16 protein-coding genes are annotated in these 17,300 nt (G+C 62.5%); 10 read left to right on the top strand and 6 right to left on the bottom strand.

From position 1 onward, the window contains the following. Position 1: 1 nt before the first annotated feature. The 4 genes from E5X88_RS15350 (at position 2) to E5X88_RS15335 (ending at position 4,026) form a co-directional block, all read left to right on the top strand. Positions 2-1,114: a L,D-transpeptidase gene (locus tag E5X88_RS15350; RefSeq protein ID WP_292162608.1), complete on the top strand. Its 1,113-nt coding sequence runs from the start codon at positions 2-4 to the stop codon at positions 1,112-1,114. 138 nt (positions 1,115-1,252) lie between these two features. Beyond that, the gene (locus E5X88_RS15345) at positions 1,253-2,890 is read left to right on the top strand and encodes a CTP synthase (RefSeq protein ID WP_292162607.1); all 1,638 of its coding nucleotides are present in this window, start codon (positions 1,253-1,255) and stop codon (positions 2,888-2,890) included. 20 nt (positions 2,891-2,910) lie between these two features. Further along, the gene (locus tag E5X88_RS15340; protein WP_292162605.1) at positions 2,911-3,450 is read left to right on the top strand and encodes a DUF1697 domain-containing protein; all 540 of its coding nucleotides are present in this window, start codon (positions 2,911-2,913) and stop codon (positions 3,448-3,450) included. A 273-nt stretch (positions 3,451-3,723) separates the two neighbouring features. Continuing rightward, positions 3,724-4,026, top strand: a complete 303-nt coding sequence (locus tag E5X88_RS15335) for a DUF982 domain-containing protein (RefSeq protein WP_292162603.1) — start codon at positions 3,724-3,726, stop codon at positions 4,024-4,026. A 47-nt stretch (positions 4,027-4,073) separates the two neighbouring features. Here the strand turns inward: E5X88_RS15335 and E5X88_RS15330 are convergent, their stop codons facing one another. Then, a complete protein-coding gene (locus tag E5X88_RS15330; protein ID WP_292162601.1) occupies positions 4,074-4,781 on the bottom strand; it encodes a winged helix-turn-helix domain-containing protein in 708 nt (235 codons plus the stop codon). Positions 4,782-4,864: 83 nt separating this feature from the next. Between E5X88_RS15330 and E5X88_RS15325 the strand changes: the two genes are divergently transcribed. Then, positions 4,865-5,269 (top strand): cupin domain-containing protein, encoded by a 405-nt coding sequence (locus E5X88_RS15325; RefSeq protein WP_292162600.1) that lies wholly within the window; start codon positions 4,865-4,867, stop codon positions 5,267-5,269. A gap of 108 nt (positions 5,270-5,377) precedes the next feature. Here E5X88_RS15325 and E5X88_RS15320 read toward each other — a convergent pair whose 3' ends face one another. Further along, positions 5,378-6,061: a TetR/AcrR family transcriptional regulator gene (locus tag E5X88_RS15320; protein WP_292162931.1), complete on the bottom strand. Its 684-nt coding sequence runs from the start codon at positions 6,059-6,061 to the stop codon at positions 5,378-5,380. A gap of 148 nt (positions 6,062-6,209) precedes the next feature. Between E5X88_RS15320 and E5X88_RS15315 the strand changes: the two genes are divergently transcribed. From E5X88_RS15315 to E5X88_RS15305, 3 genes are read left to right on the top strand one after another with little or no spacing between them, the layout of a single operon-like run. Then, on the top strand, positions 6,210-7,235 hold the full coding sequence (locus E5X88_RS15315) for an efflux RND transporter periplasmic adaptor subunit (RefSeq protein WP_292162599.1): 1,026 nt from the start codon (positions 6,210-6,212) through the stop codon (positions 7,233-7,235). Positions 7,236-7,241: 6 nt separating this feature from the next. Then, on the top strand, positions 7,242-8,483 hold the full coding sequence (locus E5X88_RS15310; RefSeq protein WP_292162598.1) for an ABC transporter permease: 1,242 nt from the start codon (positions 7,242-7,244) through the stop codon (positions 8,481-8,483). Continuing rightward, positions 8,480-9,151: an ABC transporter ATP-binding protein gene (locus E5X88_RS15305; RefSeq protein WP_292162597.1), complete on the top strand. Its 672-nt coding sequence runs from the start codon at positions 8,480-8,482 to the stop codon at positions 9,149-9,151. Before E5X88_RS15310 ends, E5X88_RS15305 begins: the two co-directional genes overlap by 4 nt. Positions 9,152-9,221: 70 nt before the next feature. On the opposite strand, the gene E5X88_RS15300 is transcribed toward E5X88_RS15305, so the two are convergent. From E5X88_RS15300 to E5X88_RS15290, 3 genes are all read right to left on the bottom strand, one after another. Further along, positions 9,222-11,000: a trehalose-6-phosphate synthase gene (locus E5X88_RS15300; protein ID WP_292162595.1), complete on the bottom strand. Its 1,779-nt coding sequence runs from the start codon at positions 10,998-11,000 to the stop codon at positions 9,222-9,224. Positions 11,001-11,172: 172 nt separating this feature from the next. Then, positions 11,173-13,335, bottom strand: coding sequence for an amylo-alpha-1,6-glucosidase (locus E5X88_RS15295; protein ID WP_292162593.1), 2,163 nt, complete (start codon positions 13,333-13,335; stop codon positions 11,173-11,175). Between the two features lie 36 nt (positions 13,336-13,371). Further along, positions 13,372-14,433 (bottom strand): glycosyltransferase family 4 protein, encoded by a 1,062-nt coding sequence (locus tag E5X88_RS15290; protein ID WP_292162592.1) that lies wholly within the window; start codon positions 14,431-14,433, stop codon positions 13,372-13,374. A 218-nt stretch (positions 14,434-14,651) separates the two neighbouring features. Here E5X88_RS15290 and E5X88_RS15285 point away from each other — a divergent pair, with 218 nt between their 5' ends. Next, positions 14,652-14,951 (top strand): DUF982 domain-containing protein, encoded by a 300-nt coding sequence (locus E5X88_RS15285; RefSeq protein ID WP_292162590.1) that lies wholly within the window; start codon positions 14,652-14,654, stop codon positions 14,949-14,951. 64 nt (positions 14,952-15,015) lie between these two features. Here the strand turns inward: E5X88_RS15285 and E5X88_RS15280 are convergent, their stop codons facing one another. Further along, entirely contained in the window at positions 15,016-15,873 is an 858-nt protein-coding gene (locus E5X88_RS15280; RefSeq protein ID WP_292162589.1) for a 3-keto-5-aminohexanoate cleavage protein, read from the bottom strand. A 94-nt stretch (positions 15,874-15,967) separates the two neighbouring features. Between E5X88_RS15280 and E5X88_RS15275 the strand changes: the two genes are divergently transcribed. Continuing rightward, positions 15,968-17,290: an aspartate aminotransferase family protein gene (locus E5X88_RS15275; RefSeq protein ID WP_292162587.1), complete on the top strand. Its 1,323-nt coding sequence runs from the start codon at positions 15,968-15,970 to the stop codon at positions 17,288-17,290. Positions 17,291-17,300: the final 10 nt, after the last annotated feature.

Here is a 17,300-nt window from a genome sequence, read left to right as displayed (position 1 = left end):
CATGCAGCTTCGCAGCTTCATTTTAGCCGGCCTATGTGCCGCGCTCAGCCTGGGTGTGCCCGCTTACGCGGCCATGCCGGCAAGCAATTCGGCCTCTAAGGACGCAGTAACAACTGACGTCGTCAACGTCGCCGCCAAAAGCGATGCGGCGCAACTGAAGCTCCTCAAGAAGAAGAAAGACCCGACCCCGGACGATCTTGCCCAGATCAAGAAGATCGAAGCAAAGATCGCGGCCGACAAGCAGGCTGCTCGAGCCAAGGCGGTCGAGTCCAGGAAGCTGGCGATGCGCGCGGCGGCCAAAGCCAAGGCCGACGCGGAACGGCAGGCGTTTCTTGCCAAGAAGAATAAGCCCGCTGCGCTGGCCGGCGCCAAGCCGGCGAGGAAGGCTGTCAAAATCATCGAACCGGTTCAACCCATCGCACCGATCCAATCGGCCGAGCCCGTCTCAGCCGAGCCCATGAACGTCGCGCTGATCCGCAACAATGGCGAATTGCGCAGCGAGGCTGTCGGACAGAAGCCGCAGAGCGTCGGGCTCTTCGCCGGCCTGTTCGGAGGCGCGTCCTCGTCCTCTTCGATGTCGCTGCTCCCCGAGACGCGCGCCCTCGACGCCGCCCTCGCCAGGAAGGAAGCCAAGAGGCAGTTCAAGGTGAACCCGGAGTTCGTGCCGCAAGAGGTCGAATTCACCGGCTACAGTCCCGGCACCATCGTCATCGATACCAGCGCGCGCCGCCTCTACCTCGTCGAATCCTCATGGACCGCCCGCCGTTATGCGATCGCGGTCGGTCGTGAAGGCCTGCAGTTCAAGGGCACGGTCGCCGTTGGCGACAAGCAGGAATGGCCGCGCTGGATTCCGACGCTCGACATGCAGAAGCGCGAGCCGAAGCATTACGGCCAATACAAGGACGGCATGCCCGGCGGCGGTGAAAATCCGCTCGGCGCGCGCGCCATTTACCTTTATGACGGCAAGAAGGACACCCACCTGCGCATTCACGGTACCATCGCGCCGCAGTCGATCGGAACGAGCGCCTCCAACGGCTGCTTCCGCATGATCAACGAGCACGTCATGGACCTTTATCGTCGGGTGAAAGTAGGCACCAAGGTCGTCATTATCTGACGCCTTAACAAACCGTACCGGAAGGGCCGGCCTCGCCGGCCCTTTTGTTTTGGTTTGCCTACGATCAGAGCGCATTCTTAGGAAAAACCCTTCGCGGCGGTTTTTTCTCTGGCGGAATCAACTCAGCCGCGTTAAGCGATGACTCCCATGGCGCGATATGTATTCATCACAGGCGGCGTGGTCTCCTCACTTGGAAAAGGCATCGCTGCGGCGGCCCTTGGGGCTCTCTTGCAGGCGCGAGGCTATCGCGCGCGCATAAAAAAGCTTGACCCCTATCTCAATGTCGATCCCGGCACGATGTCGCCCTACCAGCATGGCGAAGTCTTCGTCACTGATGACGGCGCCGAGACCGATCTCGATCTTGGCCACTACGAGCGCTTCACCGGCCGCTCGGCCAACCAGCAAGACAACATCACCACCGGTCGCATCTACAAGAACATCATCGAGCGCGAGCGGCGCGGCGATTATCTTGGTGCCACCGTGCAGGTCATTCCGCACGTCACCGACGAGATCAAGAATTTCATCCTCAACGGCAATGACGACTATGATTTCGTCCTGTGCGAGATCGGCGGTACCGTCGGCGACATCGAGGCGATGCCGTTCCTGGAGGCGATCCGCCAGCTCGGCAACGATCTGCCGCGCAACAACGCCGTCTACGTGCACCTGACGCTTATGCCCTACATTCCAACGGCGGGCGAATTGAAGACCAAGCCGACCCAGCATTCGGTCAAGGAATTGCGCGGCATCGGCATCGCGCCCGACATCCTGCTGGTCCGCGCCGACCGTCCCATCCCCAGGGAAGAGCGCCGCAAACTATCGCTGTTCTGCAATGTGCGCGAGAGCGCGGTCATCCAGGCACTCGACGTGCCGCACATCTACGACGTGCCGATGGCCTATCACAATGAAGGGCTGGATTCGGAGGTGCTGGCCGCCTTCGGCATCGATCCGGCGCCGAAGCCGCGCATGGAGCCCTGGCAAGCGGTGTCCAACTGCATCCACAACCCGGAAGGCGAGGTGACCATAGCCGTCGTCGGCAAATACACGGGCCTCAAGGACGCCTACAAATCGCTGATCGAGGCGCTGTCGCATGGCGGCCTCGCCAACCACGTCAGGGTCAAGCTCGACTGGATCGAGAGCGAGATATTCGAGAAGGAAGATCCGGCGCCGTGGTTGGAAAAGGTCCATGGCATTCTGGTCCCCGGCGGCTTTGGCGAGCGCGGCGCGGAAGGCAAGATCCTGGCGGCGAAGTTCGCCCGCGAGCGAAAAGTGCCGTATTTCGGTATCTGCTTCGGCATGCAGATGGCCTGCATCGAGGCGGCGCGTTCGCTGGCCGGCGTCGAGCACGCCTCGTCGACCGAGTTCGGCCCGACCGAGGAACCGGTCGTCGGCCTGATGACGGAGTGGCTGAAGGGCAACATGCTGGAGAAGCGCAGGGAAACCGGCGACCTCGGCGGCACCATGCGGCTCGGCGCCTATCAGGCGGATCTCGCCAAGGGCTCGAAAATCGCCGACATCTACGGTGATACGCAGATTTCCGAGCGCCACCGCCACCGCTATGAAGTCAATATCGACTACAAGGAGCGGCTCGAGGATTGCGGCCTGGTCTTTGCCGGCATGTCGCCGGACGGCGTGCTGCCGGAAACGGTCGAATACCCCGACCATCCCTGGTTCATCGGCGTGCAGTACCATCCCGAGCTGAAAAGCAGGCCGCTCGACCCGCACCCGCTGTTTGCCAGCTTCATCGAGGCCGCGGTGGAACAGTCGCGGCTGGTCTAGGCTGGCCACCGGCCGCCGCCATGCAAACCTATGTCGCTCTGCTTTACAGCATCATCCTGGGCGATGGGCGCCGGGTCGTCATGTCCGATCTCAGGGCCATGGCGGAAGGCCTGGGGCTGAACAACCCGCGCACACTGGTGGCGACTGGCAACCTGGTCTTCGAGGCGAAAGAGACAGAAATCGCCGCGTTGGAACGCCGGTTGGAGACGGCGTTCGAAAGGACCTTCAGCCGCCATGTCGACATCATCGTGCGCCGCGCGGATGACTGGTTGAGGCTTGCGGCCGGCAATCCGTTTCCCGCCGAATCGGCTGCCGCGGCGGACCAGGTGGCGGTGCGCGTGATGCGCAGGCCCGTTCCCGCTGAAGCCGTCACGGCGCTGGAGGCCTATGCCGGCAAGGATGAAAGGATGCAGCCGGTCGGCGGCGACATCTGGATCTGCTTTTCGCGCGAGAAGCCGAATTCGCGCCTTCTAGCGGCAATAGGCCATAAACGGCTCGGCGTCGGCACCTCGCGCAATTGGAACACGGTGCGCAGACTGGCCGAAATGGTCGGTGGATAGAGCGGGCGCATTGAGGCGCCAATCGCCCAGGAAGCGGAGCTCGCCCTAGAGATATTCGATAATTATTCCATGAGAACCGCGCTTATCGGCGCGCAACGTTGTTCGCTTCGTTTGTCACGTTTGGTGATTCGATTTCATTCGAATGATATGAGACACTTTGTTTTTGGGCCTACCTTTTTCAGCACCGGCTCTGTTTTGCCGGAAACCAAATGGCCAGCCGTAAGTTCAATAAGGTTTCGATCAAGCACATTGCGATCAAACCGGGAGGAAACGATGGATCGCCTGCAATTTTTTACGCCTGTGCGGATTTCACGTGGGCAGGAAAACCCTACCGAAGAAATTGATAGCGTAGCCGAAGCGATGGAGTTCTTGCGTAAATGGCCAACAGGCCGGCGTGGGCCAGTCTACCAATGCGCGGTGAATTGCTGCTCCGCGGCTCTGGTGGGCCGGATGTCGGCAGAGGAGGCAAGAAAGGCTTTTACCGGCTTCGCCCGCATCACGCGCTTGCTCGACGACGACATGGCGCTGCCGTTGGGCGGCGAAAATATCGATAGCGTGCATGCGCTGAGGCGATGAACGTTCGTATTTGCACTCTGCCTTGAACGTGGCGCCTTTCGGCAAGGTCACAGCACCTCGACGGAGGCAGCGAACACGTAGCCAGCCCCCCGCTCGGTGACAACGAGCTTCGGCTCGCTCGGGTTGACCTCGAGCTTGCGGCGCAGTCGCAATATCTGCACGTCGATACTGCGGTCAAACACCTCTTCGTCGTGAATCCTGCTGGCAGCGAGAAGCTGCTCGCGGCTCAAGATCTGCTGTGGAGATTGCAGGAACGCTGCCAACAGGTTGAACTCCCCGGCGGTCAACGGCGTTGCTTCGCCCGCGGGCGACGTCAGGCGCCGCATCCGCATGTCGAGTTCCCAGCCGGCAAAGCGGCCGCAACCTTGCCGGTCTTCTTCAGCCGGGCGATCGAGCGGGCGGGTTTCGAGGTCGACATGGGTGGCAGGCTGCCCATGGTCTTCGCCGGTGCGGGCCTGCCGGCGCCGCAGATGAATTCCGCCGGCCTGGCCGGCAGCGGGCCCCGCTCGCCAATCTACGACTACATTGCTGGAACCTTGCGCAGCCTGCTGCCGATGGCCGAAGCCGTCGGTGTCGCGACCGCCGCTGAAATGAAGGTCGATACGCTCGCCGAGCGACTGCGCAAAGAGGCTGTCGAACAGCGGATGTGCATCATGCTGCCGCCCTTTGTCGGCGCGTGGGCAAATACGCCGGGATGACGAATCGAAGGGAGACATCGGATGTTCGACACTACCATCAGCGAGCGCGCGGGACATCTCGTCGACCCGCGCAATGTCGAGACGCTCGACGTGCTAGGCCCTGTTTCTTACGCCGCCCCGCGATGGCGAACCTTGCGTCCATGCGCGGCACTATCCCGCCGGGTGTTATCGTGCCGCTGCACAGCCATGCCGACCCAGAAACCTTCATTCAGATTTCCGGCGAGATCGAAGGCCTTTCGCAGTCGCCGGAAGGCTTCGTCTGGGTATCCATACGGCCGGGCGACATTTTCCATGTGCCGGGCGGGGCGAAGCACGCCTTTCGAAACCTGTCGGCCGAAGCGGCCGTCATGATCCTCGTCAGCACGCCAGGGATAGGCCGGTTCTTCCGGGACGTCGGGAAGCCGATCGCCGGGGGAAACAGGTATTCGGATCCTCCCTCAGCCGACGCGATCCAGTATTTCCTGAGGACCGCCGCGGCATACGGCTACTGGAACGCGACGCCGGAAGAGAATGCGAGTGTAGGTCTTTCACTGACGCCCCCGTGATTTTGGACAGCGTCGGCAAGCCCTCTCCGTGGCAGTACGAGGAGCGCTGGGTCGGGGTGAGCTGGTCTATCAATGCGCGGTGAATTGTTGCCCGCGGCTCTGGCGACTTCAAGGGCCCGCTTCGAGGAAGGCCCGGGCAAACCCGGGTTGCGCCGCTTTTATCGTTCCATCAGGCAACTTCAAAAGCCGGTCGATTGCGATGCCGTAGAGCCGCAGCCGATCGTCGAGCAGCCGCGCTGCTTCGTCGACATTGCCCCCTTCCGCCTGCCGCAAGGCGCGGTGCATCACATCCCGCAAGATCAGCCGGAGCTGCAAGAACATCTCGGCAAAAGCTTCCGGATCAGGCACGTCGAGCACGCCTTCCTCGCTTCCCTTCCGGAGGAGGTCGGCGATTATCGGCATGGCCAGTTCCCTGACCGCCTGGTCAACCCGATGGAAGAGGGCAAGGTTCTCGGGCCGAAAGACGACGAAGAACGTCTTGCGCAGTTGCGGAGCGAGTTCGACGTTCAACCGCTGCGAGCCCGCAAAGAGCGCATTGAGCCGGCCAAGCCCGTCAAGTGATGGATCGTTGAGCATGGGCTGCAACTCGGTGAAGCTGTCGCGCGCAAGACGTGCGGCGAGTGCCTCCAGCAGGGCCTCTTTCGATGCGAAGTAGTGGTAGAACGCGCCCTTTGACAGGCCGGCCTCGCGGATGATGTCGTTCACCGTCGTGTTGTCATAGCCGCGCTCGAAGAAAAGCCGCTGGGCGCAGTCGAGAAGCTCGGCGGATCGTATTTCCGGTGGCTTTATCACTCGGGCCAAAATCGATCCTCGCTAAGTCAGGTGGAGCAAGAGGAGCACGAACCGTTTCCTTATGCAACTTTTATAGACCGACGGTCGGTCTGATGCTATGTCTGCGTCCCGCCCGACGTTCGGATTCGATGATGGAGGGGAGAGTTTCTTGCGACGGATACGCTGGATTGTCGGCATTGTTCTTGTCGCGGCCGCTGCTGCTTTCAGCTCTTGGTATCTGTGGCAGCCGGCCAAGGTTTCGGTGGTGACGCCACAGCGTGGCGACGCGGCGGAAATCGTCTACGCGAGTGGCTCCGTCGAGCCGCGAACCTGGGCCAAGGTCGCTCCTGTGGTCCGCGAGAGGATCGTCGAGCAATGTAATTGCGAGGGGTCGAGGGTTGCACAAGGCGATGTGCTCGCCAAGCTCGACGACAGCGAGGCCCGGGCCGTGCTTGGCGAGCTCGAAGCGCGTCAAGCGCTTGCCCAGGAAGAGCTCCGGCGGCTGACCGTGCTTGCCGAAAGGCGTGCGGCGAGCCAGCAGGCTCTCGATCGTGCGCAGAGCGAGCTTGGCCAGATCGAGGCGCTGGTTGCCGGACAGAAGGCGCGACTCGACACCTACGTGTTACGTGCGCCGAGCGCCGGTGTCGTGCTCAGGCAGGACGGCGAGGTGGGTGAGGTCGCCGAGCTCGGCACGGTGTTGTTCTGGGTCGGCGAGCCGAAGCCGCTGCTGGTGGTTGCCGAGGTCAACGAGGAGGATATACCCCGGGTCGAGGTCGGCCAGCGCGCGCTGCTTAGATCCGATGCGTTCCTCAGGCAGAACCTGGAAGCGGTGGTCGACAGCGTCACGCCCAAGGGCGATCCGGTGACGAAGACCTATCGCGTCCGCTTCCGCCTGCCGGACGACACGCCACTTCGTATAGGCATGTCGACCGACGTGAACATCGTCATCCGCGTTTCGAAAAATGCGCTGTTGATCCCGTCCATTGCAATGGATGGGAACAAGGTGTTCGTGGTCGAGGGCGACAAGGCCTGGCGGCGTGAGATCCGAACGGGCATTCGCGGCTCCAATGGCGTCGAGGTTCTGTCGGGTGTCGACGGGGAGGCTAGCGTCGACGAGAAGACCCGCGTCGTCTCGCCCTATCCCGCCGACCTCGCCGACGGGGCGCGCGTCAGCATTACCGCCCAGGAGAGATAAGCAACGATGCCGCTTATCTTCGACATCGCCGTCACGCACATTGCCGGCCGCGGTCGCCAGACGCTGGTTGCCGTGATCGGCGTCGCGGTCGGTGTCGGCTTCTCCATCGCTATGGCGGCGCTGATGCAGGGCGGTCAGGACGATTTCGTCAGGCAGCTCGTCGACACGATGCCGCATGTCGACATCACAGACGAGCAGCGCACCGCCCGCCATCAGCCCGCCGAGGATGCCTTCGCGACAGTCGCGATTTCCGGGCTCAGGCCGCGCGACGATCGCCGCGGCATCATCAATCCGACCGCCGCGACCTCCTGGCTCGAGAGCTGGATTCCCGGCCGGTTCGCGGCAAGCCTCAAAACGCAGGGTGTGATCCGCTATTCCAGCCGCGAAGTGGGCGCGGCGATCATCGGGATCGAACCCGAGCGCGAATCCGGTGTATCGCCGATCGTCGAAGACTTCGTCGAAGGCAGCTTTTCGGCACTTGCCGCGGGCGGCAACAACGTGCTCATCGGCGACACAATGGCGGGCCGGCTCGGCGCTGGGTTCGGCGACACGATAACCGCGGTTTCCTCCGAGGGGCTGACGCGCAACTTCAAGATAGCTGGTCTGTTCCACACCGGCACCACCGCGCGCGACGAAGGTGAAGCCTATGTGCTTCTGAAGAATGCGCAGATACTCTCGGCGCGGCCGAACGCCATCAACGAGATCCGCATCAAGCTCGACGATCCAAACCGCGCTCCGGCAGTGGCGCACCGCGCCGAGGCCGAACTGGGCTACAAGGCCGTGGCATGGCAGGAGGCGAATGAATCGATCCTCGAGGCGCTCGTCGTGCGCAACGTCATCATGTACACCGTCGTTGGCGCGATCATGCTGGTCGCGGGCTTCGGCATTTACAACATCATCTCCACCATCACGCACGAGAAGGCGCGCGACATCGCCATCATGAAGTCGCTGGGCTTCCCGGAGTCGGACATGCGCCGGCTCTTTCTGCTGGAAGGCCTGGCGATCGGCGCTGCCGGCTCCGCGCTCGGCTGGCTGCTCGGCTTCTCCATGACCTATGCGCTGTCGCTGGTGCGTTTCGAGATCGCCGCGACCGGCCAGGAGATGACGCGTCTGCCGATCGCCTGGAGCGTGATGCACTACGTCATCGCCTCGGCTTTCGCGCTCGGCTCGGCGGCAGTGGCCGGCTACCTGCCGGCGCGCCGTGCAGCACGCCTGAACCCTGTCGATATCATCAGAGGCGCATCATGAGCGCGCTTATCGAGACCGAGAACCTGACGCGCGTGTTGCCCGAGACGGTTCCCGTCACGCTGGTCAAGGACATCACGCTCGCGATCAACGAGAGAGAATTCGTCGCCGTCACCGGTCCCTCCGGCTCCGGCAAGTCCTCATTGCTTTATCTGCTCGGGCTGCTCGACCGGCCGACCGGTGGAACGTTGAGAATAGGCGGCCGCGACACCGCGCCGATGAATGAAAGGGAGCGCGCGCGGACCCGCCTTTCGATGCTGGGCTTCGTGTTCCAGTTTCATTTTCTGCTGCCGGAGTTCACGGCGCGCGAAAATGTCGAAATTCCAATGCGCAAGCTGGGCCGACTGGCGCGGCCTGAAATGCGCGAGCGGGCCGGGGAGCTGCTTTCGTCCCTGGGGCTCGGCGAACATCTCGACAAGCGGCCTGACCAGCTCTCGGGCGGCCAGCGTCAGCGCGTCGCGGTGGCACGCTCGCTCGCCAACGACCCGCCACTTATCCTCGCGGATGAGCCGACGGGGAGCCTCGACAGCACGAGCTCCGAGCAGGTTTTCACAATCCTGGAGAATCTGGTGCGCGAGCGCGGCAAGACCGTCGTGGCGGTTACGCATGACCTCGAAATGGCGGCGCGCATGGATCGCCGCATTCACATCGTGGACGGGAAGATCGGCTGATCAGCTTCCTCCAGTGGTCTAAGGCAATGGGGCAGGGGGCGTTGACGCGCCCGCAGCAGCCGAAGGCTCGTCAGGACGCTGCTTTTCTTGTCGGCTCGAATATCGGAATGACGTTGTTGTTGTTCGATGGCCGCTCGCCGGCAGCCGTTACCCGGTCGAGGTCGCCGCGCTTGCGAAGGCGGGCCGCATCGAGAAGCATACTGCCGGCCCAGCGATAGACATTGTTGTTGCGTACCATCTCGCGCATGGGCCGCATGCGCTCGCGCTGTTCGTCTGGCGTCATGGTCAGCGCCCGCAGCAGCGCGTCGCTCATCATGGCCGTATCGTAGGGATTGACGATCAGCGCCTCAAGGAGTTCGCGCGAGGCGCCGGCAAAGGTGCTGAGCAGCAGCACGCCCTGTTCGTCGTCGCGCGCTGCGACGAATTCCTTAGCCACCAAGTTCATGCCGTCATGCAGGCTGGTGACCATACAGATGTCGGCGGCGCGATAGATCTCGTAGACCTGTTCCTGCGCGTGATGTTCGATAACCATCAGGACAGGATTGTAATCCTCGCTGCCATAGCGCTGGTTGAGCTCTTCGGCGTAGCGGCGGCATTCATCGTGGAGTTGCCTATAAGCCGGGAGCGTGCCTCGGCTGGGCGCCGCAATCTGCAGGAGAACCAGTTTTCCAACCCATTCGGGACGTCTCGTGAACAATTCTTCCAGCGCCTGAAGTCGGTCGAGAATGCCCTTCGTGTAGTCGAGACGCTCGACGCCGACGCACAGTTTGACATCCGCTTTCAACCCGAACCTCTGGCGCAGGCGGGCGCGGCATTTGTCGACATCAGGCAGTTTTGCCAAAAGTTCCGCCGGCCATTCTATGGAGATGGGATAAGCGTGCACCAGCGTCGTCCTTCCGCCGTAGGAGATCGCCGCATCGGCCCGCTCTATACGACTTTCCAGGAAGCGATCGACGCTTTCGGCAAAATTGTTTGCATGGAACTGGGTATGGAAGCCGACGATGGAGCTGCCGAGCAAACCTTCCAGGATCCGTTCACGCCATGGACAGATGCTGTACACTTCCGAGTTGGGCCATGGGATATGCCAGAACGTGATGACGATCGCTTCGGGCAGGCGCTCGCGGATCATGCGCGGCAAAAGCGCGAAGTGGTAGTCCTGGACCAGCACGATCGGCCGCTCGTTGCGCGCTTCGGTAACCACCGTATCGGCGAACTTCCGGTTGACGGCCTCATAGGCCTCCCAATCCGAGGCGCGAAAAATCGGGCGGGTGAAGGCGATATGGCAAAGCGGCCACAGACCTTCGTTGGCGAAACCCAGATAATAGCCCTGGTATTCCGCCTCCGTCAGCCAGACCCTGCGCAGCGCGTAGGACGGGTTGTCGGGCGGCACCTCAATCCGGTCGTTCTTGTCGACCGTGAGACGGTCCGCTGTTCCGCCGCCATAGGCGATCCAAGTACCGGCGCACGCACGGGTGATCGGCTCGAGCGCCGAAACCAATCCGCTGGCCGGTACCACGAGTTCGACGCCATCATCCTCGACGTTGTGAATGTAGGGTTCGCGGTTGGACACCACGATTACCTGCGTATCCGGCAGATCGTCGGCCAGGATCTTGCGCAAGATGTCGGGCGACCAAGCGATCAGCGCTGCATCGGCCGAGTGGCCGTTCTTTTCAAACTCCCGCAGCACTTTGCGTGCCGCTTCCGAAGCCACGTCCTCGCCGGTGGCGTACGCGACGGCAGGTGTGCTTTGACGCCGATGGGATACCGAAAACACCACCACGGCAACAGCGGAAATGCCGAGGCTTGCAAGGATCAGAACCCAGAGTACCTCTATGCCATAGTCTGACATTGGAACGACGAATTTTCCTCCAGCCGGTCGGTGACCTTTTTCTTTTTCGAACCCGCAGCCGGCCACTGGTGACAAGCTGCCGTGTGCCGGCGTGAGGTTTACGAAACGCACGGATCGGGCCAGGGGTTCCGACAATTGGAGCGCCGCGATCAGTTCGATGCGCAAAGCCAGGCTAGGTCCGCACGATGAGCGGCACCAACCCCTCATGTCGATCGGAGAGGAAGGCGACGACCCTGTCTCCGACACGTTGGAAGTTGAGGTCGACCACCGTCGCGCCTACGCGCAGGTGCCTCAGTGTGAGCGTGTCTATGCCAATCGGCAGCCTGGGACGGGCCACGCGGATTTCGCTGTCCCAGCCGTCGATTTCCATGCCAAGGCAGGCCTGCATCAGCATGAAGGCGGACCCGGCCGACCATGCCTGCGGCAAGCAGGCGACGGGATAGGCGATCGGTGCTTCGCCCGGCGCGCGGGTAAAACCGCAGAACAACTCGGGCAACCGCATATTGAAATGGACCGCCGATTCGAAAGTACTGTTCATCAGCCGGACCACGCTTTCACGCTCACCGTAGCGTGCCAGACCGGCGCCGCACATGGCGGTGTCATGCGGCCAGATCGAGCCGTTGTGGTACGACATCGGGTTGAAGAACACGGCATCGTCGGCGAGCGTCCTCAGCCCCCAGCCCGAATGGAAGGACGCCGAAAGCAGCTGATCGGCGACCATCTTCGCCCGTACCGGGTCGGGGAGACCGACATAGAGAAGGTGCCCGACATTAGACGCCCGCACCTTGCAAGGCTCGCCGGCGCCGTCGATCGCCAAGGCATAGAAGCCGAGATCGTCCAGCCAGAAATGACGTTCCACAGCGGCGCGCATGGCCTCGGCACGGCTGTCCCAATGATCGGCCCTGTCGTCCTCGCCGCGGCGACGGGCGAGCGCCGCCAGTCCCCGGAATGCGGCAAAGACGTAGCCTTGCACCTCCACCAGGGCAATCGGTCCCTTGGGGATGCGGCCATCTGCATGGAAGACGGAATCGATGCTGTCTTTCCATCCCTGGTTGGTAAGGCCGGACTCGGCGGCACGTTGATAGGTAACGAAACCGGTCGCCCGGCTTGCCTCCTCGGTCCATTCGGCCGCTGCGCAGAGCGACTGCCACAGGCTGTCGATGAACGCCATGTCACCGGTACGGTCAGCAAAGGCGCAGGCGAGATGAATGTAGAGCGGGGTTGTATCGACGCCGCCATAGTAGCGGCCGAAGGGGAGCTCCCGCAGCGCCGCCATCTCGCCCTTGCGGGTCTCATGCATGATCTTGCCAGGCTGCGAATCGCTGAACGGCAACGTTTCTGTCGCCTGGTGTTGGGCAAGGAAGGCCAGAACGCCCCGCGCGAGGCCCGGGTTGAGCCACAGCATCTGCAGCGCAGAGATCACGCCGTCGCGACCAAACGCCGTCGAAAACCAAGGGATGCCCGCATAGGGGTAAGGTCCGGTCGCGAGCTCAGTGGTCAGCAGTGCCACATCCGCCCGGGCGCGCTCGATCCAATCGTTGAAAACGCGCCCTGAACTGTGCGTCGTGGCGCCATGGCGGCGTTTGGCTCGCATGCCGAAACGAGCCCTGGCCGCGGCGGCGCGGAAACGATCGCGGTTCGGCGCTTCCGCCACCTCGGAACCGACTTCGACATACAGCACCTTGCTGCTGCGCTTCGTCACGGCAATCAGGAAATCCGCTCGGTCGGTCATCAGATGGTCAGGCGCCTGCGAGAACGATATCGCCGAGATTCGCGCCAGCCCGTCCAACCCGTCATAGCGAAACAGGACGGAGGTCGTATCCGTCACGGCAGCATGGGCCATCCCGCGCTTTGGCCTTGTCGAGCCGCGCACTTCGAACATGTCGCGGAAATCGGCTGCAAAATGCAGCGAAACGCGGATGGTGGAGTGTTCCTGGCTGTAATTGGAAAGCGTGATGCGTTCAAACAGCCGATCCTGCCAAAGTAGCCTGGTGCGTTCAATATGGATCGCGCCCTGCGGAATGTCCCGGCCGCGGACGCTCTGCATCGGCAGATTGGTCAGGTTGGAGGTGAAGAGGACATTGTCCTGACTGAGCGACGCACCGAGCAGCGATGTCTGTCGGCCGCCGACGACCAGTCGGAATTCGGAAAGCACCCGCGTGTCGTCACGGAAGAAACCGTCTCCGGTGCCGCGGATATCCCCGTAGGCGTCGGCCACGGCAAAACAATCGCCTTGCTTGAGGGCGAACAGCCGGTGCGGCTCTCGAGGTGCGGTGGCGTCCAGGGAGGCAAGTGCCACTGCGGGATCAAGCTTGCGCTCGTCGAGTTGGGTCATTCGTTACACATCTCTCTCTGCCCGAGATAGCGCCGCTCACGACGCTCTTGCTTCGGCAGAGGCGCCGATCAGGCACGCATAGGCGGCCACGTAGTCGCGAGCCATTCTCTTGGCGGAAAACCGCCTTTCGAACATAGCTCGCACCTTCCGCCTGTCGAGCCGCCGCAAGCCGGGCACCAACGCGACCGCGCCCTCTATGGAATCCACGATAAAACCGGTCACGCCTTGATCGACGATCTCCGGCATGGCGCCGGCGTTCCAGGCGATCACCGGCGTGCCGCAGGCCATCGCCTCTATGACGGCAAGACCGAACGGCTCGGGCCAGTCGATCGGGAATACAAGGCCGACCGCCTTGCCGAGGAATTCCGCCTTCTTGTTCTCCTCGATCTCGCCGACATAGTCGACACGGTCACCGTCGATCAGCGGCTCGACCACCTTGTGGAAGTAGGCGCGATCGTCGTCGCCTATCTTTGCCGCAAGCTTCAGTTTCAGCCCCGATCGCTGCGCGATCTCGATGGCACGATCCGGACGCTTGTCGCGCGACATCCGGCCAAGGAAGGCAAGGTAAGGTTCTCCTCTGTCCGTCTCGAAAGTCGGTTCGTAGATATCGGTCGGGAGCCCGTGGTGGATCGTCGCCAGCCAGTTGGCATTGGCGAGCCCCATTCTTTGGCTGCGGGAGACGGAGATCATCGGGAAGCGCGGAAAACGCTCGTAGGCCGGCGCCAGATCGACATAGTCGAGCCTGCCATGTGGCGTTGTCACCGTCCGCTCCGATATGTGCGAGAAGAAGGAAAAGTGCAAGAAATGACTAAGGTGGAAGTGAATGATATCAAATTGTTGAGCTCGCTTTTTCACCTCAGACAGCATCAAGAGATGCGCGGCTGTCTCGGATTTTAGCGGACGTGGATCAAGACGCAGCGCACGCTCGCGACACGGCACCAATTTTGCCGACGTCCTTGTGTCGCCGCTGGCGAACAAGGTTACATCATGGCCAAGCTCGACCAATCCTTCGGTCAGATAGGAGACAATGCGCTCCGTGCCTCCATAGAGCCGGGGCGGCACGGATTCATGAAGCGGTGCCACATGGGCTATTCTCATAACCTGGCATTTCCCTCAAGGATCATTGCTGAAGTCGAAATGCACCAGCCCCCCTGAACGTTCCCACAACGCCAAGAAGTCGGGCCATAGCCGGCGATTCATTCAGCTGGTCCGCTGCCACTTTATCGAGGGCCCCAGGCCCTTTGCCGGGAACCAATTGGCTGGCCGTGAATTTAACTAGGTTGATCGAATGCATCGCGATCGACCGGAAGGAACCAATGGATCGTCTGCAATTCTTTTCGCCAGTGCGAATTTCGCGTGGGCCGGGGCAACCGGTGGAAGACATCGACGGTGTTAGGGAAGCGATGGCGTTCTTGCGGAAATGGCCAAGGGGGCGGCGCGGGCCGGTGTATCAATGCGCACTGAACTGCTGCGCTGCAGCTCTGACAGGCGAGATGTCTGCCGAGGAAGCAAGAAAGGCTTTTACGGGCTTTGCCCGGATCACCCGTTTGCTGGAGGACGATGTGGCACTGCCGATGGACAGCGAAAAGGGCAATGTCTACGCGCTGAGGCGATAGACGCCAGCGGTCTTGCTTGCACCTGTGCGAAGCGAACACATCTGCATCAAGGTGTGGGTGAGCGTTAGCGTTGGACCGACCAGGCGGCGCGGAGGTCGTTGGCTCGGGCGGTCCTGACGCCGCAGGCGGTCAGGGCGCATCTGGTCGCAGCCACAAGCGCCGCATTGTCCATGGCGGTTGTGCCATCAGGCAGAGAAAAATTGTTCTCAAAGCCGACGCGGGCATGACCGCCCAGCAGCGCACCGGCCGTGACGCAGGCGGTTTCTTCCCGGCCGAAGGCGCAGACCATCCAGTGTGCGAAGCGTGGACGGTCATGCGCAAGGAAGGGAAGCAGGTCGGCCGGCCGCGAAACCTGTCCTGGCGTATAGCGGCCGAGCACATAAAGCACCGGGATATTCTCGAAAGGCACTAGCCCGCGCTGCTGCATGGCGGCTAGGGCCGACGCCTCCTCGGGCGCGTAGAGGATGATCTGAGGGGCGATCCGCTCGCTCTTCAACCACCACAGGAACTCCGCGAAAGCGGTCTCATGGGAAGGGTCGGGTACCAGTTCGCGCAGCGCCAGCGAAACCGCCTCGGGGCGGGTAGCGCGCACTACCGCCATCTGCTCGGCCGGTTGGTATCGGCCGACCGCTTCGCTGGTGATCTGGATAATCAGCCGCTCGCCCACCGCATCACGTATCGCTTTCGTCACCTCGCGATAGGCATGCGCGTCGAGCAAATGGCCGCCGTCGCGATCGCGGACATGCGCATGGATCATGGCGGCGCCCGCCTCGAGGCAGGCTGCGGCGGTCCGGGCCAGTTCCTGGGGGCCGATCGGCAGGGCAGGGTGGTCTTCCTTGCCACGCCGTCCACCGTTCGGCGCAACGGCGATTGCCGTCGGCGCGATGAGTCCGGGGTCGGTTATGCTCCTGTCGACGATCATAAGTTCAATCCAACTGTTTCAGTGTTGCGCACTATGTAACATATGTTGCATGGTAAGTTCGCTGCAAATCGCGCCATCGTCAATCGAGGAAAGAATGACACACATCCTGCATCGCCAGATCCATGTGACCCTGCCCGTCGTGGCTGGCGGCAAGGGTATCGAACTCTTCGACCGCGATGGCCTCGCCTATATCGACGCTTCAGGGGGGGCGGCGGTTTCCTGCCTCGGCCACGGCCATCCCGACGTGACGGCCGCGCTCCACGCACAGGCCGACAAGCTCGCCTACGCCCACACCAGCTTCTTCACCAATGAGCCGGCCGAGGCGCTGGCCGACAAGCTGGTCGCCGGCGCGCCGCAAGGCATAAGCCACGTCTATTTCGTGTCCGGCGGCTCCGAGGCGGTGGAGGCGGCGCTGAAGATGGCACGTCAGTTTTTCGTCGAGACTGGCAAGTCGGAGCGGCGAAACGTCATCGCCCGCCGCCAGAGCTATCACGGCAACACGCTCGGTGCTCTCGCCGCTGGCGGTAATGAGTGGCGCCGTGCCCAATTCCGCCCATTGCTGATCGACGCGCATCACATCGATCCATGCTACGCCTACCGCTACCAGGAAGCCGGTGAGAGCGAGGCGGCCTACGGCCTGCGCGCCGCCCAGGCGCTCGAGGACAAAATTCTCGAACTCGGTCCGGAGACTGTCATGGCCTTCGTCGCAGAACCTGTCGTCGGCGCGACAGCAGGAGCGGTGCCCGCCGTTCCCGGCTATTTCAGGCGCATCCGCGAAATCTGCGACCGCTACGGCGTGCTCCTCATCCTTGACGAGGTGATGTGCGGCATGGGCCGCACCGGCACGCTGCACGCCTGCGAGCAGGACGGCGTCGCGCCCGACCTGATGACAATCGCCAAAGGGCTCGGCGGAGGCTACCAACCCATTGGTGCAGTGCTGCTTTCACGCCGTATCTTCGATGCTTTCGCCGAAGGCTCCGGCTTCTTCCAGCACGGCCACACCTTTGTGTGCCACCCCATGGCCTGTGCGGCAGCGCTTGCCGTCCAGGAGGTCATCGAGCGGGACCACCTGCTCGACAACGTCAAGGCGATGGGCGCCCATCTCGCCCGGCGCCTCGGTGAGCGCTTTTCCAACCACGCCCATGTCGGCGACATCCGCGGCCGTGGCCTCTTCATGGGGCTCGAGTTGGTCGAAGACCGTTCGTCGAAGGAACCGTTCGATCCGGACCGCAAATTACATGCGCGCATCAAGCGCGAGGCGATGGCGCGAGGCCTGCTCGTCTATCCCGCGGGGGGCACGATCGACGGCGCGCGCGGCGATCATGTGCTGCTTGCGCCGCCCTTCATCATAGACGCCGCAGCAATCGACGCTGTTGTTGAGCGGCTCGGCGACGCGATAGACGCTGCGGTGGCATAGCGCCAGCGCT

It is taken from the genome of Mesorhizobium sp. (assembly GCF_004962245.1).
GTDB lineage: Bacteria > Pseudomonadota > Alphaproteobacteria > Rhizobiales > Rhizobiaceae > Mesorhizobium.
This window is presented reverse-complemented; position numbering and strand designations above follow the sequence as displayed.